This is a genomic window from Chitinophaga sp. Hz27, assembly GCF_042263525.1.
GTDB lineage: Bacteria > Bacteroidota > Bacteroidia > Chitinophagales > Chitinophagaceae > Chitinophaga.
The window spans coordinates 230,709-246,593 of the sequence record NZ_JBHKFJ010000003.1; the positions used below are offsets into that span (position 1 = coordinate 230,709).

General features: G+C 42.8%; 19 protein-coding genes. 5 read left to right on the forward strand and 14 right to left on the reverse strand.

The window, feature by feature from the left end:
- Nucleotides 1-83: 83 nt before the first annotated feature.
- Nucleotides 84-779 carry an NUDIX domain-containing protein gene (locus tag ACE38W_RS07755; RefSeq protein WP_375829854.1) on the reverse strand — a complete coding sequence of 232 codons (696 nt, stop codon included), beginning with the start codon at nucleotides 777-779 and terminating at the stop codon, nucleotides 84-86.
- Between the two features lie 61 nt (nucleotides 780-840).
- Nucleotides 841-1,332 (reverse strand): DinB family protein, encoded by a 492-nt coding sequence (locus tag ACE38W_RS07760; protein ID WP_375829856.1) that lies wholly within the window; start codon nucleotides 1,330-1,332, stop codon nucleotides 841-843.
- Nucleotides 1,333-1,633: 301 nt separating this feature from the next.
- On the opposite strand from ACE38W_RS07760, the gene ACE38W_RS07765 reads away from it, so the two are divergent.
- Together ACE38W_RS07765 and ACE38W_RS07770 are read left to right on the forward strand one after the other, a co-directional pair.
- Nucleotides 1,634-2,101, forward strand: a complete 468-nt coding sequence (locus ACE38W_RS07765) for a GNAT family N-acetyltransferase (protein WP_375829857.1) — start codon at nucleotides 1,634-1,636, stop codon at nucleotides 2,099-2,101.
- A gap of 73 nt (nucleotides 2,102-2,174) precedes the next feature.
- Complete coding sequence (locus ACE38W_RS07770; RefSeq protein WP_375829858.1) at nucleotides 2,175-3,026, forward strand: GNAT family N-acetyltransferase; 852 nt, start codon at nucleotides 2,175-2,177, stop codon at nucleotides 3,024-3,026.
- 114 nt (nucleotides 3,027-3,140) lie between these two features.
- On the opposite strand, the gene fabD is transcribed toward ACE38W_RS07770, so the two are convergent.
- The 3 genes from fabD to ACE38W_RS07785 form a co-directional block, all read right to left on the reverse strand.
- Nucleotides 3,141-4,037 carry an ACP S-malonyltransferase gene (gene fabD / locus ACE38W_RS07775; RefSeq protein ID WP_375829859.1) on the reverse strand — a complete coding sequence of 299 codons (897 nt, stop codon included), beginning with the start codon at nucleotides 4,035-4,037 and terminating at the stop codon, nucleotides 3,141-3,143.
- Between the two features lie 204 nt (nucleotides 4,038-4,241).
- Complete coding sequence (folE, locus tag ACE38W_RS07780; RefSeq protein WP_375829861.1) at nucleotides 4,242-4,829, reverse strand: GTP cyclohydrolase I FolE; 588 nt, start codon at nucleotides 4,827-4,829, stop codon at nucleotides 4,242-4,244.
- A 68-nt stretch (nucleotides 4,830-4,897) separates the two neighbouring features.
- On the reverse strand, nucleotides 4,898-5,311 hold the full coding sequence (locus ACE38W_RS07785) for a 6-pyruvoyl tetrahydropterin synthase family protein (RefSeq protein WP_375829862.1): 414 nt from the start codon (nucleotides 5,309-5,311) through the stop codon (nucleotides 4,898-4,900).
- Nucleotides 5,312-5,426: 115 nt separating this feature from the next.
- On the opposite strand from ACE38W_RS07785, the gene mqnB reads away from it, so the two are divergent.
- Together mqnB and ACE38W_RS07795 are read left to right on the forward strand one after the other, a co-directional pair.
- Nucleotides 5,427-6,134: a futalosine hydrolase gene (gene mqnB, locus ACE38W_RS07790; RefSeq protein ID WP_375829864.1), complete on the forward strand. Its 708-nt coding sequence runs from the start codon at nucleotides 5,427-5,429 to the stop codon at nucleotides 6,132-6,134.
- Nucleotide 6,135: 1 nt separating this feature from the next.
- On the forward strand, nucleotides 6,136-6,933 hold the full coding sequence (locus ACE38W_RS07795; RefSeq protein WP_375829866.1) for a 1,4-dihydroxy-6-naphthoate synthase: 798 nt from the start codon (nucleotides 6,136-6,138) through the stop codon (nucleotides 6,931-6,933).
- Between the two features lie 51 nt (nucleotides 6,934-6,984).
- Here ACE38W_RS07795 and ACE38W_RS07800 read toward each other — a convergent pair whose 3' ends face one another.
- The 9 genes from ACE38W_RS07800 to ACE38W_RS07840 all read right to left on the reverse strand — a co-directional run bounded on the left by ACE38W_RS07800 (nucleotide 6,985) and on the right by ACE38W_RS07840 (nucleotide 14,910).
- Nucleotides 6,985-8,295 (reverse strand): cryptochrome/photolyase family protein, encoded by a 1,311-nt coding sequence (locus ACE38W_RS07800; protein WP_375829867.1) that lies wholly within the window; start codon nucleotides 8,293-8,295, stop codon nucleotides 6,985-6,987.
- A 74-nt stretch (nucleotides 8,296-8,369) separates the two neighbouring features.
- Entirely contained in the window at nucleotides 8,370-9,215 is an 846-nt protein-coding gene (locus tag ACE38W_RS07805; RefSeq protein ID WP_375829868.1) for an aminotransferase class IV, read from the reverse strand.
- A 317-nt stretch (nucleotides 9,216-9,532) separates the two neighbouring features.
- Entirely contained in the window at nucleotides 9,533-10,189 is a 657-nt protein-coding gene (locus tag ACE38W_RS07810) for a 3-oxoacid CoA-transferase subunit B (protein ID WP_375829869.1), read from the reverse strand.
- Nucleotides 10,190-10,243: 54 nt separating this feature from the next.
- Nucleotides 10,244-10,936, reverse strand: coding sequence for a CoA transferase subunit A (locus ACE38W_RS07815; RefSeq protein WP_375829871.1), 693 nt, complete (start codon nucleotides 10,934-10,936; stop codon nucleotides 10,244-10,246).
- Nucleotides 10,937-10,953: 17 nt separating this feature from the next.
- Nucleotides 10,954-11,433, reverse strand: a complete 480-nt coding sequence (locus ACE38W_RS07820; protein WP_375829873.1) for a DUF4296 domain-containing protein — start codon at nucleotides 11,431-11,433, stop codon at nucleotides 10,954-10,956.
- Between the two features lie 86 nt (nucleotides 11,434-11,519).
- Nucleotides 11,520-12,446 carry a DUF4835 family protein gene (locus ACE38W_RS07825; RefSeq protein ID WP_375829874.1) on the reverse strand — a complete coding sequence of 309 codons (927 nt, stop codon included), beginning with the start codon at nucleotides 12,444-12,446 and terminating at the stop codon, nucleotides 11,520-11,522.
- A complete protein-coding gene (gene coaBC, locus ACE38W_RS07830) occupies nucleotides 12,439-13,704 on the reverse strand; it encodes a bifunctional phosphopantothenoylcysteine decarboxylase/phosphopantothenate--cysteine ligase CoaBC (protein ID WP_375829876.1) in 1,266 nt (421 codons plus the stop codon). Before coaBC ends, ACE38W_RS07825 begins: the two co-directional genes overlap by 8 nt.
- A 59-nt stretch (nucleotides 13,705-13,763) precedes the next feature.
- A complete protein-coding gene (locus tag ACE38W_RS07835) occupies nucleotides 13,764-14,105 on the reverse strand; it encodes a DNA-directed RNA polymerase subunit omega (protein WP_111595172.1) in 342 nt (113 codons plus the stop codon).
- Entirely contained in the window at nucleotides 14,068-14,910 is an 843-nt protein-coding gene (locus tag ACE38W_RS07840) for an outer membrane protein assembly factor BamD (RefSeq protein WP_375829877.1), read from the reverse strand. The genes ACE38W_RS07835 and ACE38W_RS07840 overlap by 38 nt, the downstream gene beginning before the upstream one ends.
- Before the next feature lie 504 nt (nucleotides 14,911-15,414).
- Here ACE38W_RS07840 and mraZ point away from each other — a divergent pair.
- Nucleotides 15,415-15,882, forward strand: coding sequence for a division/cell wall cluster transcriptional repressor MraZ (mraZ, locus tag ACE38W_RS07845; protein WP_375829879.1), 468 nt, complete (start codon nucleotides 15,415-15,417; stop codon nucleotides 15,880-15,882).
- The last annotated feature ends 3 nt before the right edge of the window (nucleotides 15,883-15,885 follow it).

Consider the following 15,885-nt stretch of genomic DNA (forward strand, 5'->3'; position numbering starts at 1 on the left):
AAAATACCGCTAAAAATGATGCAACATTACTGTTCGTAGAAAATGAACAGGGAGAAAGAAAAATGAACAGAATGAACAACGCATCAAATCTCAAACACCAATCCTTTACGCTTCAATTGCTCATATTTATCAGGATCAAACCTGTAAAGATGCGCACCTTTTTTGGAAGAAGTCTTGTCTTTCTCTTCCAGTTTTTCCATGACATCCAATGATAATATCTTCTTACGGAAATTGCGTTTATCTAAAGTGCGACCGTAAATTTCTTCGTATAAACTTCTTAATTGTGAGAGGGTGAACTTCTCTGGCAGCAGCTCAAAACCTATCGGGTGAAACTGTGCATTGTCTCTCAATTTCACCAGTGCATCTTCAATCATCTTCTTGTGATCAAATATCAGGTCTGGCATATGCTCTAGCTCCAGCCAATGTGCTCCATGCTCCTGTGCTAGTGGCTTATCATGATCCTTAATCCTTATCAGCGCATAATATGCCACAGATATAACCCTTGCACCGGTATCACGGGATACATCGCCATAGCACTGCAGTTGGTCCATATAAATGTCATCCAATCCGGTGGTCATCTTCAGCACCCTGCCTGCTGCATCATCTGTACTCTCGTCTTCCTGTACAAACCCACCTACCAACGACCACTCTCCAGCCATAGGCGCCACTTTACGCTTGATCACCAATAGTTTCAGTTTCCCTTCATCAAATCCGAAGATGATGCAATCTACTGCTACTAAATGCCTTGGTGCCTGCGAATAAAAAGAAGCCGCGTTCATAAAGTGGTTGTTTGTCTGATCAAGAATATGTAAAAATAATACAATGAATATTAAAATCCGGCTATTTCCTGGTACTAAATATACTGAAGTCCAGACTTGGGATCTTTGTAACGCCCAGCTGCCTCAGCATATTTACCATCTGGCCCCGATGAAAGCTGCTGTGGTTACAGGCATGCATCAGTATATCCTCTACCTGCATCTTATAATGATCGTTCTTTTGACGGGTAAATGCCACCACATGCCCAAGTCTTGCCAGGGATGCAGCTTTTACCCATTCTTCCAGCTTAACGGAAGTCTTTACCCAGTGCACGCAGATATCAGCAAAGCTACCATCAAAGGTCTCTCCCGGCTTCACCGGCTTTTCTACCAGCTGCAAACGCTGTAGCCACACCGATTCCGCATCCCATACATGTGCCACAGTTGCCCGCATATTGCCAAAACTACCCCCCAGCTCTTGTTTGGCCTGTTCGTCTGTCAGTTTCTGCAATACGGTGCTAATGTGGTTATTAGCCCAATGGTTATAAGTGGTGTACTTCTGGAGTATCTCTTTCATGTTAACCTTTTTGTTATCTTCCGAAAATCCCAACAAAATAAATTATTGTTTAGCAATTTCGTACTACGAAATTTACTAAATATTAATGGGGGCCGTTACTGTACGCCTCCATACCTACTATAAGCATTGCTGGTGGGGATATCAGGCAGATACCACAAATTTTGATTATTTTGCAGTAGGAGCAAAAGGCCTGTTAAAATACATCTCCTCCAACGAAGTAATGCAATCACAGTGCAGTTTGAAAATATGGGAGGCCAACACTCCACATACAATTTGCTGATTTATTATAACGGAAATACACATGGAAAATATTACGGTAAGGGTTGCACGAAAAGAAGATTGTCCACGACTACTGGAGTTAATAAAGGAACTAGCGGCATACGAAAACGCATCGCAAGAAGTCACCGTAACGCTTTCTCATTTTGAAGAAACTGGTTTTGGCAGCAACCCTGTATGGAAAGCATTTGTTGCAACAGTAATAGAAGATGGTAACGAATTTATTACTGGATTTGCACTATACTATGTCCGATATTCGACCTGGAAAGGTTCACGCCTCTACCTGGAAGATATCATCGTAACTGAAAAGTGGAGAGGACGTAAAATCGGGCAACTGCTGTTTGAACAATTAATCCTGGAAGCAAAGGCAAAACAATTCTCTGGCATCACTTTCCAGGTACTGGAATGGAATGAGCCAGCGATTAATTTCTATAAAAAATTCCAGGCTAAATTTGATCCGGAATGGATTAATGTGAGCATAGAAATGAAATAATTTTTCCGCTCATAAAATTCTGGTGCTGTATGTGGATATTGATTACTAATATTGACCATATCTATTATTCATCATGACATTGCTCCAAGACTTCCACGATCTTCGTAAGGAATCAACGGAAAAAATCGCTGATACATTTAACCTAGCTTTCAGCGATTATATTGTGCCTATGCATCTCACGCCTAGTATGCTCGAGGAAAAAATGACTGCGGAAAATCTGCAGCGTAATTTTTCTATCGGTGCATTCAATGGCCCCGAATTGTGTGCGATCATTCTGCACGGCGTAGATAACCTCGAAAACCCCGCCATACTCTATAATGGAGGCACTGGCGTTATACCTGCCTACAGAGGCCAGCATCTGGTAAAACAGATGTATGAAACGTTTATCCCTATCTATCGGCAGCAAGGTATTATGCAGATTATCCTGGAGGTAATCAGCACCAATATACCTGCTATAAAGGCTTATGAAGGTAGTGGGTTTAGGAAAAACCGTTTAATACATTGTTATAAAGGAGATGTAAATATTACCCGGAGTTTACCTGCAATAAACATTGAGCGTAATCCTTCCCCAGATTGGTTGTTGCTGGCTGGTTTCATGGATATGGAACCTTCCTGGAGTAATCGCCCGCAATGTATTAAGCGGGAAAGCAGTACCATCACCTGGGAAGCTAGGAAAGATGAGAAAACGGTAGGATATATCAGCATCAATAAGCATAGCAGGCGTATACGAAACATAGCTGTTGATCCGGCTTACAGACGGCAGGGAATAGGCAGCGCGTTGTTACAGCATGTGGTAGATGCGTTGAAAAGCAATACCATCACTGTACTTAATATTGATGATGAATCCCCGGAAATCAGCCGTTTCTTTGAAAAGTCAGGTATGATCAATTATTTATCACAATACGAAATGGTCGCCGATATATAGGCTACTTATAAAACGAAACACTACCGTCATCTGAGGTAGAACAAAAAAAAACGGTAGCATTGCTACCGTTTTTTTTTGTTTTGATGCCTTCTACTGCGTTCCCGCAGATCTGCATTATTTATTTTCAATACCGTTTACAACCGCCTCTTTATAAATCTTCTGTACCAGTCCTTGTAATACCTTACCAGGGCCTACTTCGGTGAATTCGCCTGCACCATCAGCCACCATCGCCTGAACGGATTGTGTCCATCTTACGGCACCTGTCAGCTGATCGATCAGGTTTTGCTTGATCTGTGCTGGTTCTGTAACAGCAGCAGCTACTACGTTCTGGTAAACAGGGCAGATAGGTGTGTTGAAAGTAGTTGTTTCAATAGCAGCTTTCAGCTCTTCTTTGGCAGGAGCCATCAGCGGAGAGTGGAATGCACCACCTACAGGCAGTACCAGCGCTCTTTTTGCACCAGCAGCTTTCATACGCTCGCAGGCAACTTCAACAGCTTTAACCGTACCGGAAATTACCAACTGACCAGGGCAGTTATAGTTAGCAGCTACAACTACTTCACCTGTTTCAGCAGTTACTTCAGCACAGATCTCTTCCACTTTAGCGTCGTCCAGAGCCAGTACCGCGGCCATAGTAGAAGGCTGCAATTCGCAGGCTTTCTGCATAGCGTTGGCACGGATAGCCACCAGTTTCAGCGCCTCTTCGAAAGAAAGGGCACCGTTAGCTACCAATGCAGAGAATTCGCCCAGAGAGTGACCCGCAACCATGTCCGGCTGGCCATGCTCAGTGCAAAGGAATGCAATTACAGCATGCAGAAATACTGCCGGCTGGGTTACTTTCGTTTGTTTCAGGTCTGCTTCAGTTCCGGAAAACATGATATCAGAAATGCGGAAACCTAAGATTTCATTCGCTTTCTCGAACAGTTCTTTCGCTTTGGCATTGGTGTCGTACAGGTTTTTGCCCATACCCGGAAACTGAGAACCTTGTCCGGGGAATATGTAAGCATGCTTCATTTTGGTTATATTATTTTATTAATATCAAATAAAAAATATTTCAAATATACAATCTATTAATTTTTAATACAACTAATAGAATTCTCTATCTATTTCCTTTCAAACAGATTGCAAATAAAGGGAAAAACAGGTTGTCATAAAAATTAAATGAACGCCGGGATGGCGTTCATTTAATAATTCAGGTGCTAAAGACAGACTATTGGTCTATCTGCCAATAAGTTTGAGGAATTCGGCACGGGTAGTACCATCAGCAAACTGACCGCTGAATGCGGAGGTAGTCGTGATGGAATTCTGTTTTTGTACACCGCGCATCATCATACACATATGCTGTGCTTCGATTACAACGGCTACACCTTGTGGTTCCAACGTTTCCTGGATAGCGTCCAGAATCTGGTGGGTAAGGCGCTCCTGCACCTGCAGCCTGCGCGCAAATACATCTACCACACGGGCCAGCTTACTTAACCCGGTAATATAACCGTTAGGGATATATGCCACATGCGCTTTCCCGAAAAATGGCAGCATATGATGCTCACACATAGAGTACAACTCTATATCTTTCACAATAACCATTTCACTGTAAGCCTCTGTAAACTTAGCACCGTTCAGGATAGCCTTTGCGTCCAGCTGATAGCCCTGAGTAAGGAATTGCATAGCCTTAGCCATACGTTCCGGCGTTTTTACCAAGCCTTCTCTCTCCGAGTCCTCTCCCAATAATTCCAGGCATTGTTTGTAATTCGCCATAAGATCTGCGGTGATCTTCTCGTCGTAACTTTCAATCTTATTATACGCCATCCTTATTTATTTTAATTCGAAAATAACCAGCCTAAGCCTTGGGGTATGCGATTATCAGGTATTTCGTATTATTTTCCACCGTAATACTCCACATATATACGTGGCGTTTCATACAGCTTAATACAATGGAGTTGTACTTCTGATGGAAGATGCTGTGCCAGCTGGTCCCAGATAGCAATAGCCAGGTTCTCGGCAGAAGTAAATTTACCAGCCATAAAATCCACGTCCATGTTCAGATTTCGGTGATCTATCTTCTCAATGATAGCATCCCTGATAATTACACCTAATGTTTTGGCATTAAATACAAATCCTGTCTCAGGATCAGGATTACCTTTTATAGTAACATGCAGTTCATAGTTATGCCCATGCCAGTTTGCATTAGCGCATTTTCCAAAAACCTCTTCGTTTTTTTCTGCACTCCAGTTCGGGTTAGACAACTTATGCGCTGCATTAAAGTTCTCTACTCGCGTTAAATAGATCATTATTGCAAATAAATTTTGCGCAAATTTACCACTATTCTCCGAGTGTATCCAATTTCCCGTTTTTCTTGCTATTGTTTTACACTTCCGACATCCATTTTTGATGTACTTTTATCCTATGAAAATATTGGTTACAGCGGCTACCAGTCTGGAAATACAACCCTTTATCCACTTCCTGGAACATAATAGCCAACAAGTTTCAAATCATAAATACCGATTATCTGATATTGAAATTGATGTGCTCATCGCCGGAATCGGGATGATGCATACAGCTTATAGCCTCGGAAAATACCTCGCCGTACATACCCCGCACATCGCAATACAAGCCGGGATTGGAGGCACTTTCCGCCACGACTGGCCCCTGGGCACCGTTGTAGCCATAGAAAAAGAACACCTCGCTGACCTCGGCGCGGAAGACAATGATCAGTTTAAAGATTTATTTGATATACAACTCTGGCAAGCATCTCAGCACCCATTTACTGGCATCAGCCTCGTAAATAACTTCAGATCATGGCCACTGCAACAACAACTTCCCCTCGCCAACGGCATCTCCGTCAATCTGGTCAGCGGTAGCGCCCCTACCATCGCCCGACTCGAAGCCAAATACCAGCCAGAAGTCGAAAGCATGGAAGGCGCCGCATTTCACTATGCCTGCCTGAAGGAAAATATCCCTTTCATTCAACTCAGAAGCATATCTAACTATGTGGAAATCAGGGATAAAAGTAAATGGCAGATACCTCAGGCCGTAAAAAATCTGAACGATGAGCTTACCCGCACCGTGCAACAGCTCTCACAGCATTATTCTTTAGCAACAAAAAACTTTTAATATGCATTTAACGCTTGGATTTTCACCCTGCCCGAATGATACCTTCATCTTCGATGCCATGGTGAATAATAAAATCGATACGAACGGATTTACTTTCGACACCAACCTGGAAGATGTAGAAACCCTTAACAACTGGGCTATTCAAGGCAAACTGGATGTAACTAAACTCAGCTTCGCCGTTTACCTCAAAGTACGCGACCAATACGAGCTGCTCAACAGTGGTTCTGCTTTGGGTCGTGGCTGCGGACCACTGCTCATCTCTCGTGAAGAAATACCACTGGAAGATATTAAAAACAAAACGATCGCTATCCCTGGCGAAAATACCACCGCCAATCTCCTCTTCTCTATCGCTTTCCCTGAAGCCAAAAACAAAAAGATTATGGTCTTCTCCGAAATCGAAAACGCTGTGCTGAATGGCGACGTAGACGCAGGTGTAATCATACACGAAAATCGTTTCACCTACCAGCTGAAAGGCCTGAAAAAACTCATGGATATGGGCGAATACTGGGAACAAACTACCGGTAACCCTATTCCTCTCGGTGGCATCTTCATAAAAAAAGATATCCCAGCCGAAAAACGCGCTGAGTTAGATAAACTCATCCACAGTAGCTTACAACACTCGTTCAGCGTATACCCTGAGCTGTCTTCCTATATTACTTCCCATGCCCAGGAAATGGACGAAAAAGTAATGCGCCAGCACATAGATCTCTATGTAAATGATTTTAGTCTGGACCTCGGCCAGGAAGGCCACGCTGCCGTAAATGCACTGATGACAGCAGCAGAAAAAACAAAACGTTAATCATCTTACTATAAAATAAAAGAGGCCTGATGGCATACCATCAGGCCTCTTTTATTTTTTCAATGCTTTACCGTAAACCTCCAAAGCCCGCTTCCGCGCCACTTCATGGGATACCATCGGATGTACATATTGTAAGCTATCAAATTCAGGCACCCATTTCCGAATATATTGCAGGTCTTTATCGAATTTCTGTGTTTGCAGTGTAGGATTAAACACCCTGAAATATGGCGCTGCATCACAACCACTGCCTGCAGCCCATTGCCAGCCACCATTGTTGGCTGCAAGATCATAATCCAGCAACTGCTGCCCAAAATATGCCTCGCCCCAGCGCCAATCGATCAATAGATGTTTGGTCAAAAAGCTCGCGGTAATCATCCGCACACGGTTATGCATATACCCGGTTGTATTCAACTCACGCATACCTGCGTCTACAATAGGATAACCCGTTTGCCCCTCACACCAGCGTTTAAACTCTGCTTCATTATTACGCCATACAATCTGATCATATTGTGGTTTAAAACTACTATGTACAACATGTGGATAATGCCAGATGATCATCTGGTAAAATTCTCTCCACACCAGTTCATTCACATAGATTTGATTAAGTTCCATCGCGGTACGCATCAGCTTTCGGATACTGATCGTACCAAAACGCAGATGTACACCCAATCTTGACGTACCATTGAGAGCGGGAAAATCACGTGTTTTATCATAATGAGAAATGATAGCTTCATCAGGCGTACTGGATGGAAAATCCTGATCAGCAGCGGGTTTAAACCCAATCGATGCAAGGCTGGGAATATCTTTTGCTGCGGCCTTAAACAGGTGATGCATGTATTGCTGCACAGGATATGATTTCAGCTGAAAAGGTGTAATTATACTTTGCCATTTTCTGCTGTAAGGCGTAAACACCGTATAGGGCTCACCGTTATCTTTCAAAACTTCATTCTTCTCTAATATCACCTGATCTTTGAATTGAAAAAATCCTATTCCCTGCACCGCCAGTTGTTTAGCGATTGCGGCATCACGCTGCCTGGCATAAGGCTCATAATCATGCGTCGTATATACGGCGCCAACACTGTACTTTTTTGTCCAGTGCGCGAAAGCCGCAGCTGGCGTACCATGAAAGACTTCAATATTAGCACCGTAGTTACGCAACTGATGCTGCATATCTTTTAAGACGTTATGAATAAAGGTGATCCTGCGGTCTGCTTTATCAAACAGATCATCCAGAATATCTGTATCAAATACAAATACTGGCAGTACCGGCTTTCCCGATTTCAAGGCATGATATAATGCCGCCTGGTCTTCCAAACGCAAATCCCGTCTGAACCAGCATATATTAACGATTTCAGCAGACATAAATAGAAAAGGTAAAACAGATTTTCTCCCTAAAAATCTGCAAATATTACTTACGCAATAGCAATAGAAGAAGTTTACATTCCGAATAAATTTTCATGTATCGCCTCATGAAGGATGGCAGCTGTAGCATTGCCATAATTGCTGTCTTTGAAAGTACCAACCCACCTGATACCATAGATTGCGTTCGTCAGAAATATTTCGTCCGCATTTTCGAGGTCTTCTATTTCCAGTACTTTTTCTTTGATCTTAAAAGGCAGCTCAGCCTGCAAAAGATATTTACGCATAACACCACACACTGGCCCTTCCGTGAGTGGAGGTGTGAAAATTTCGTTATCCTGTACCACAAAAACGTTGGCAATAGTACTATCAGCAATACGGCCATAAGGATTGAGCAGAATAGCCTCGTTCAGCCGATGTTGACGGGCAAACATAGCTGCCATTACATATGGCAGACAGTTATTGGATTTTATAGAAGAGAGTTTATCACAATTCTTTCTAACATCAGGGAAGATGTCGGTGATCAAGCCATTTTCATTCAACTCTAACACCGTTTTGCTAAGGTCCCAGGCTTGTATTACATAATTAGGGAGATTATTCACCGGATCATACAAACCGCCATCAGAGCGGAATACAGCAAAACGTACCCTTGCAAGGCCTGATAGTGAATTTTTAGCACACAGGCCTCTTATGGAAGTAATGAAAAATTCTTTTGTAAAGTTTGTCGGGATATCAAAGTGAAGCAAATTCAGACTAGCAATAAGTCTTTCATAATGTAAGTCTGCCAGGATAACATTATTCTGGTATACTTTCAGCGTTTCAAAACAACCATCTCCATAACGGAATGAACGGTTGTCGGCTGTAAAAATGGGCTCTCCGGCATGTATATATTTGCCGTTGTAACAAAGGTATCCAACTTGCACTTCAAACACTTTTAGCAAGTTCTAAGTTACCCAATTATTTCCTATTTAATGGCTTTAAGCTGCATCATTTTTGTTAAATAAAAAGGTTTCATTTTTGTAACAAAATGACGAATTCCCAACAAATGAAACTTTGTCTAGAATATAATCCAGTAGCGGCTTTCAACGGATGAGTATCCATCACAAACCATCTTAGTTAATAAACAGGATCATTTCACTAAAACAAACTGCGGAACATAGCTTTAAAACACAAAAGTTTTGCTATGTTCCGCAGTTATTTTTTATACAGATGATCAACAGGATTTACCCTGTTGATGACATTAGATTTTCATTTCAGGTATTTCTCCTTCAACGATCAGCTTACCGGCAGTTTTTGATTGTATTTCTTCTACAGTCACGCCAGGTGCACGTTCCAGCAGCTTGAAACCATTAGGAGTAACATCCAATACCGCCAGTTCCGTCACCACCTTACGTACACAATTAACACCAGTTAAAGGCAGTGTACAAGCAGGCAACAGTTTACTTTCTCCTTTAGGATTGGTATGCATCATGGCTACGATAATGTTTCTGGCAGAGGCTACCAGGTCCATTGCGCCACCCATACCTTTTACCATTTTACCAGGAATTTTCCAGTTGGCGATATCACCTTTATCGGAAACTTCCATAGCGCCTAATACGGTCAGATCTACCTTACCGGCGCGAATCATACCAAAGCTTTCAGCAGAATCAAAGAAGCTACCACCAGGTATAACAGTAACGGTTTCTTTACCAGCATTGATCAGGTCTGGATCAATATCTTCTTCGACTGGATAGGGGCCCATACCTAACATGCCATTTTCAGATTGCAGCATAATAGAAATACCTGCAGGCACATAATTGGATACAAGCGTAGGAATACCAATGCCAAGGTTGACATACATTCCATCCTTGAGTTCCTGGGCTATTCTTTTGGCGATGCCAAATTTATCAAGCGCCATAGTAATATTTTTGAGATAAGCAGATGGGGACAGTTTACACGTGGAGTACGGTTATTAGATCTTCACCGTTTTGCGTTCTATCCGTTTTTCATAATTACTTCCCTGGAAAATACGATGCACATAAATTCCTGGAACGTGGATCTGGTCTGGGTCCAGCTCTCCTGGTTGTACCAGCTGTTCTACTTCTGCGATGGTTATTTTTCCGGCTTTAGCCATGGAGGTACTGAAGTTGCGCGTAGTTTTCTGGAAAACAAGGTTGCCCATGGTGTCACCTTTCCATGCTTTCACAATGGCGAAATCTGCTGGCAGCGCCATTTCCATGAGATAGTGCTTACCATCGAATTCTCTTACTTCTTTGCCTTCGGCGATTTCGGTGCCATAACCTGCGGGTGTAAAAAATGCAGGAATACCCATGCCAGCCATCTGGATACGAGTGGCCAGTGTTCCCTGTGGAATCAGGTCTACTTCCAGTTCTCCTGCCAGTAATTGTCTTTCAAATTCTGCATTTTCTCCTACATAGGAAGACATCATTTTGCGGATCTGTCTTGTTTTTAACAAGAGGCCCAGCCCGAAGTCGTCAACGCCTGCGTTATTGGAAATACAGGTCAGATCTTTTACGCCCTTTCTCACCAGTGCAGCGATACAGTTTTCCGGAATCCCACACAAACCAAACCCTCCCAGCATCAGCGTTGCTCCATCGGCTATATCTCGTATAGCCTCATCTGCATTTGCGATTACTTTGTTCATGTTTTGGTGTTTTATATTTATTTCGACTGATGTCTTATAAATGGCTTGGTAGTATCCGTTCCATCGGATACCAACAGATGTTTTTCTGCATATGGGAAGATGATACGCAGCCTGAATTTAAGAGGCGCACTCTGTTCACCCATTTCAGGAGCTTTGTTTTTCCTTTTTGTAATTTCTTCCTGAACAGTAAGCATTACTGCTTTCATACGATCAGGATGATCTTCATACCAAGTATAGCTCGTATAAAATTCCTTCACACTTATATGGTGCAGGTCTAATACCTGTTTGGAATATATTTTTATTTTTTCTTGTCTTAACGAATCAAACGTAGCTGCATTGGAATAGGACATATTATTGCCATAGGCCTCTGCTATGTTCAGATCCACCAGTACGTCCTTCATATCATCTGGGCTCATGATACCTTTCGGCGTGCGGTCTGCATCGCCACAGGCAAAGAGCGAGAGCGTAATAATGGCGGCTGTACTGAGTTTCTTCAAATAATTCATGTTACGGATGGATGGTAGCTGTTAACCAAAGCGTAAAGCTATCAACATTTGCTGATAAAATAATAAGACAGCAGGCATTACTTCATCTGCTGATATTTCCCTGCATTCGGGATATCCATTTTTGCCAGCATTTCTGCAGCCCTGGCTTTTTCAGGAGGCATGGCCTTGGAGAATATCTTCATAATTTCATCTGCTTTAGCAGAATAAAATGTTTGCATCAGCATGGAATTAGGGATATCCTGGTAGATGGCATACAACAAGTTAATACAGTTGAGTACTACACTACGGCCGTTGTTTACATCATCATACATTACGTCCAGCCCCATTCGATGATATTGATACATCACATCATGGAAGTTGCTGAACTTCACGTTGAGTAGGTTATCTGTAAGCCAGTAGCGGTTTCGCTGTCCTTCGAAGGCCTTCCATCCGGAAACATCCTTTCCGTCAGGGGCGTTGTTCACGATGTTAAGTGCCTTTTTAAAGAAGGCATCCCCGCCTCTTGGAGAAAAGGAGTCCGCATCTAGGCCCAATATTACATAAGTATAATAAGCCATGATCGCAGTGAGGTTGGAGGCCAGCGGATCATTGGACACCACGCGGGTATCACTGAACTCTAAAGGCTGAAACTCCGTATACCTGAAAACGATGTTATTATCTTGCAGATTCAGGATACTGGTAACATAGCTGCTATTGTATACCGGACGTGTAGCCTGCACCGTTAGGGTACCTCTGTATACGCCGGGACTTACCTCTCCGGTGAGGTTGAGCATAAAGTTGCACTCTAGACGTTCTGCCGGCGTGTAGGCATCGTCTGCCCAGCGCCGGTTATTCACAAACTCCTTCAGTGCTGCCTGCAGGGTGGTAAAGACTTTTTTGTCTACTCCCGTGATCTGGTTGGCAACAACGGTGATGTTGGCGCGCATTTCCTGCGCTTGCGCCTTTATGAGTGGAAGGCTGAGCAGAAAAACCTGCAATAGCAGGGCAGATAAGCGTTTAAGCATTTTGTAATTCAATTATGGCAGAAACAATATCGCGGGCTACCTCTTGTTTGGATTTCAGCGGGAAGCTGCGCTCACGGCCTTTTCTATCAAACAGGGTTACCTTATTCGTATCATAGTTAAAGCCTGCACCTGTATCAGCCAAAGAATTCATGACGATAAGGTCCAGGTGTTTTTCTCTCAGTTTCTTGAGGGCATATTCTTTTTCATTATTCGTTTCCAGGGAGAAACCAACCAGCATTTGCTGCGGGCCTTTATTATTACCCAGGGTACGAAGAATATCATGTGTTTTTTCCAGGGAGATGTTGAGCTGCTCTTCTCCTTTCTTTATTTTTTTATCTGCCGCATGCACTGGTCGGTAATCTGCCACGGCAGCAGCGGCTACTACGATATCAGAGAGTGGGTAAGCAGCGATGACAGCGCGGAACATATCTTCAGCGGATTGAATTCTGATAACTTCAATTCCAGGATGATTGGTGCTAAGGTAGGTAGGGCCGAGTACCAGTTTTACCTGTGCGCCTGCATCAGCCAGGGCTTCTGCCACGGCAATACCCATTTTACCACTGGAGTGATTGCTGATATAACGAACAGGGTCAATATGTTCGATGGTAGGTCCGGCGGTTACTACAGCCAGTTTACCATGGAGCGGTTTAGGAGCGCCTTTGGTGCTGAAGTGGTGGCGTATGAAGGCGGTGATGTCCTCCGGTTCGGCCATACGGCCTTCTCCAAAGAGTCCACTGGCAAGTTCACCAACGGCTACTGGTATCTGGATATTCCCGTAGGAAATGAGTTTTTCCACATTGTTGCGGGTAGCGGGATGGCGCCACATGTCTTCATCCATTGCAGGAGCGAAGAGTACGGGGCAGGCTGCGGATAGATAGACGGCTTGTACTATATTATCACAGAGGCCATTAGCCATTTTAGCGATGGTATTAGCGGAGGCTGGTGCTACGAGCATGATATCGGCCCATCTGCCAAGATCTACGTGGTTATTCCAGCTATTATGGTCGCTGATATTTGTTGGGACTTCATGCTTGGACAGGGTAGCGAGGGTAAGGGGTGTGATGAATTCCGCGGCGGCGGGGGTCATCACAACTTTAACGATAGCACCTTCCTTAACAAGTAAACGCACGATGGTAGCGGCTTTATAAGCAGCGATGCTGCCAGTAACGCCGAGCAGGATTTTCTTTCCCTGGAGTATTTTGGTATTGTCCATTGACATATAAGCAAAAAAAGGCGGCAGAAAAATATCTGCCGCCATGAAATTAATATTTTATTTTTCGCAAAAGCCTGAGTTCACAAAATAAAGTGAGCCTTGGCTTAGGAGAACAGATCGTCGTCGTTCTTGCGGAAATAAATTTTATTATCCAGGAATTCTTGGGTAGCCTGGATAGCTGGATTTGCCATTCTTTCGTAGAAACGGGAAATCTCGATTTGTTCTTTGTTTTCGTGTACTTCTTCGAGGTTGTCGGTATGACTTGCAAACTCTTCCAGTTTGGAATGGAGCTCCTCTTTCACGGAAATATTGATCTGATTGGCGCGTTTGGCTATCACGGCAATAGACTCATATAAATTCCCAGTTCTGTTCTTAATATCGGTAGTATTTTTAGTTTCTACCCAAGGATTAAGGCTGCTGGTTAGACTTCGCTTTATTTTGCTCATTTTCCAGAGTTTTTATGTTTGATTGCGCTAAGGTATAAAATTTTTCGGCTTCAGGCTTCAGTTTACTATTTGGATAGTGGTCAGCGAAGTCGAGATATTCGCTGAGAACTGTCTCGTAGCGTTCTTTTTGCCTGTCTGGGACACTGTTTTTAGCATACTGATAATAAGCTCTGATCGCCATTATTTTGTAGCCATCACTTTTATCGGAGTCGGGGTAATTACGCATTAAGCCTTTGAATGCGATACCGGCTGCCTTAAAGTAACCCAGGTTAAAGTATAATTCGGCGGCATTAAACTCTTTTGTTTCGAGTTTGCGGCGGCAGAGTTCAATAACCAGGTTAGCTTCAGCCACTTTAGGGGAAGTTGGGTAGTTATTGATGAATGTCTGCATGGCAGCGATCGCCTTCATGGTGTTTGTCTGATCCAGAGAAACCTTAGGAGACTGTTTATAATAGCAGTAAGCCTGCATATAGTCTACTTCTACGGCTCTAGGGCTATTAGGGAAGAGGTCGAGGTAGTTTTTAAAGTTAAAAGCAGCCTGAACATAGTCCTTCACATAATAGGAGCAGTAAGCCATATTGTAGTAGAGTCCTTCGAATTTATCAGTGCCTTTATAGACCTGCATAAGGTCAGCATATAGGGTAGCCGCTGTGTTGTACTTCTTTTTCGAGTACATTTTATCGGCGTATGCCAGCTTCTTTTCAAAGTTATTGCTTTTTTCTATCCTACGTAACTCGTTGTTACAGGAGGAGAAGGATACGACAGCAATTGTAAGGACACTAATGTACAATAAAAATTTCTGCATAAAAAGAGTGGCAAAATTAAGAATTAAATGTAAATGTAAGGCAGAGAGATTTTCGATGCTGTTAAAATTTTGCAAAAGAGACGATTATATCGACGGATTGGGCGAAAGTAGGGGTTGGAAATAATAATTTGATAATAAAAGAAAATAAATATTTCAAATATTTTTTTTGAATGATAAAAAGGGATGGTTGAAAAATCACAAATTAAAAAATTAAAGTACATATAAATTTGGACGGAGGTAAAAAATCCCACTTGGCTGAAAACGAGAAAGCATAAGACCCTGGCGCTATTCACCTCTTGCGAACACTCATCCTAATAATATTAACACATTATCCACATATATGCACAAGTAATACACATTCCATACAACAAAACCCGTTTCAAATGCGGATTCTATGTGATTTTTTCCCTGTGGATAAAATTTCGCCTGTATTTTTTCGTTAAAAAGTGGGAAAAAGTGTTATTTTGTGTTAGAAAATGGATTTCAAGGACTTTACCCCATGGTATGACTGGTTTTCTCGGTGAATACGAAGCAACGCTGGACGCAAAAGGACGCTTTCTATTACCTGCCGGATTCAAAAAGCAGCTACAAGAAAGCGCCGGGGGACAGTTTGTGATTAACCGAGGGTTTGAGAAATGTTTGTCCCTGTATCCGATGAATGAATGGCAGCCCATTTTTGAGCGAATCAGTAAGCTGAATGATTTTGATCCGAAAGTAAGAGAATTCAGACGCTATTTTCTAAACGGGGCCACCATATTGGAGCTGGATAGTGCTGGAAGGCTGTTGATTCCGAAAACATTGCTTTCTTACGCATATCTGGATAAAGATATCATTCTGGCTGCGGCCACCAATAAAATCGAGATCTGGGATAGTGGTAAATACCAGGAGTTCTTTGAAAATTTCTCACCAGGAGCCTTCAGTGATTTGGCACAACAGGTTATGGGAGGGGGAGACAACAACATCACAATTTAAATC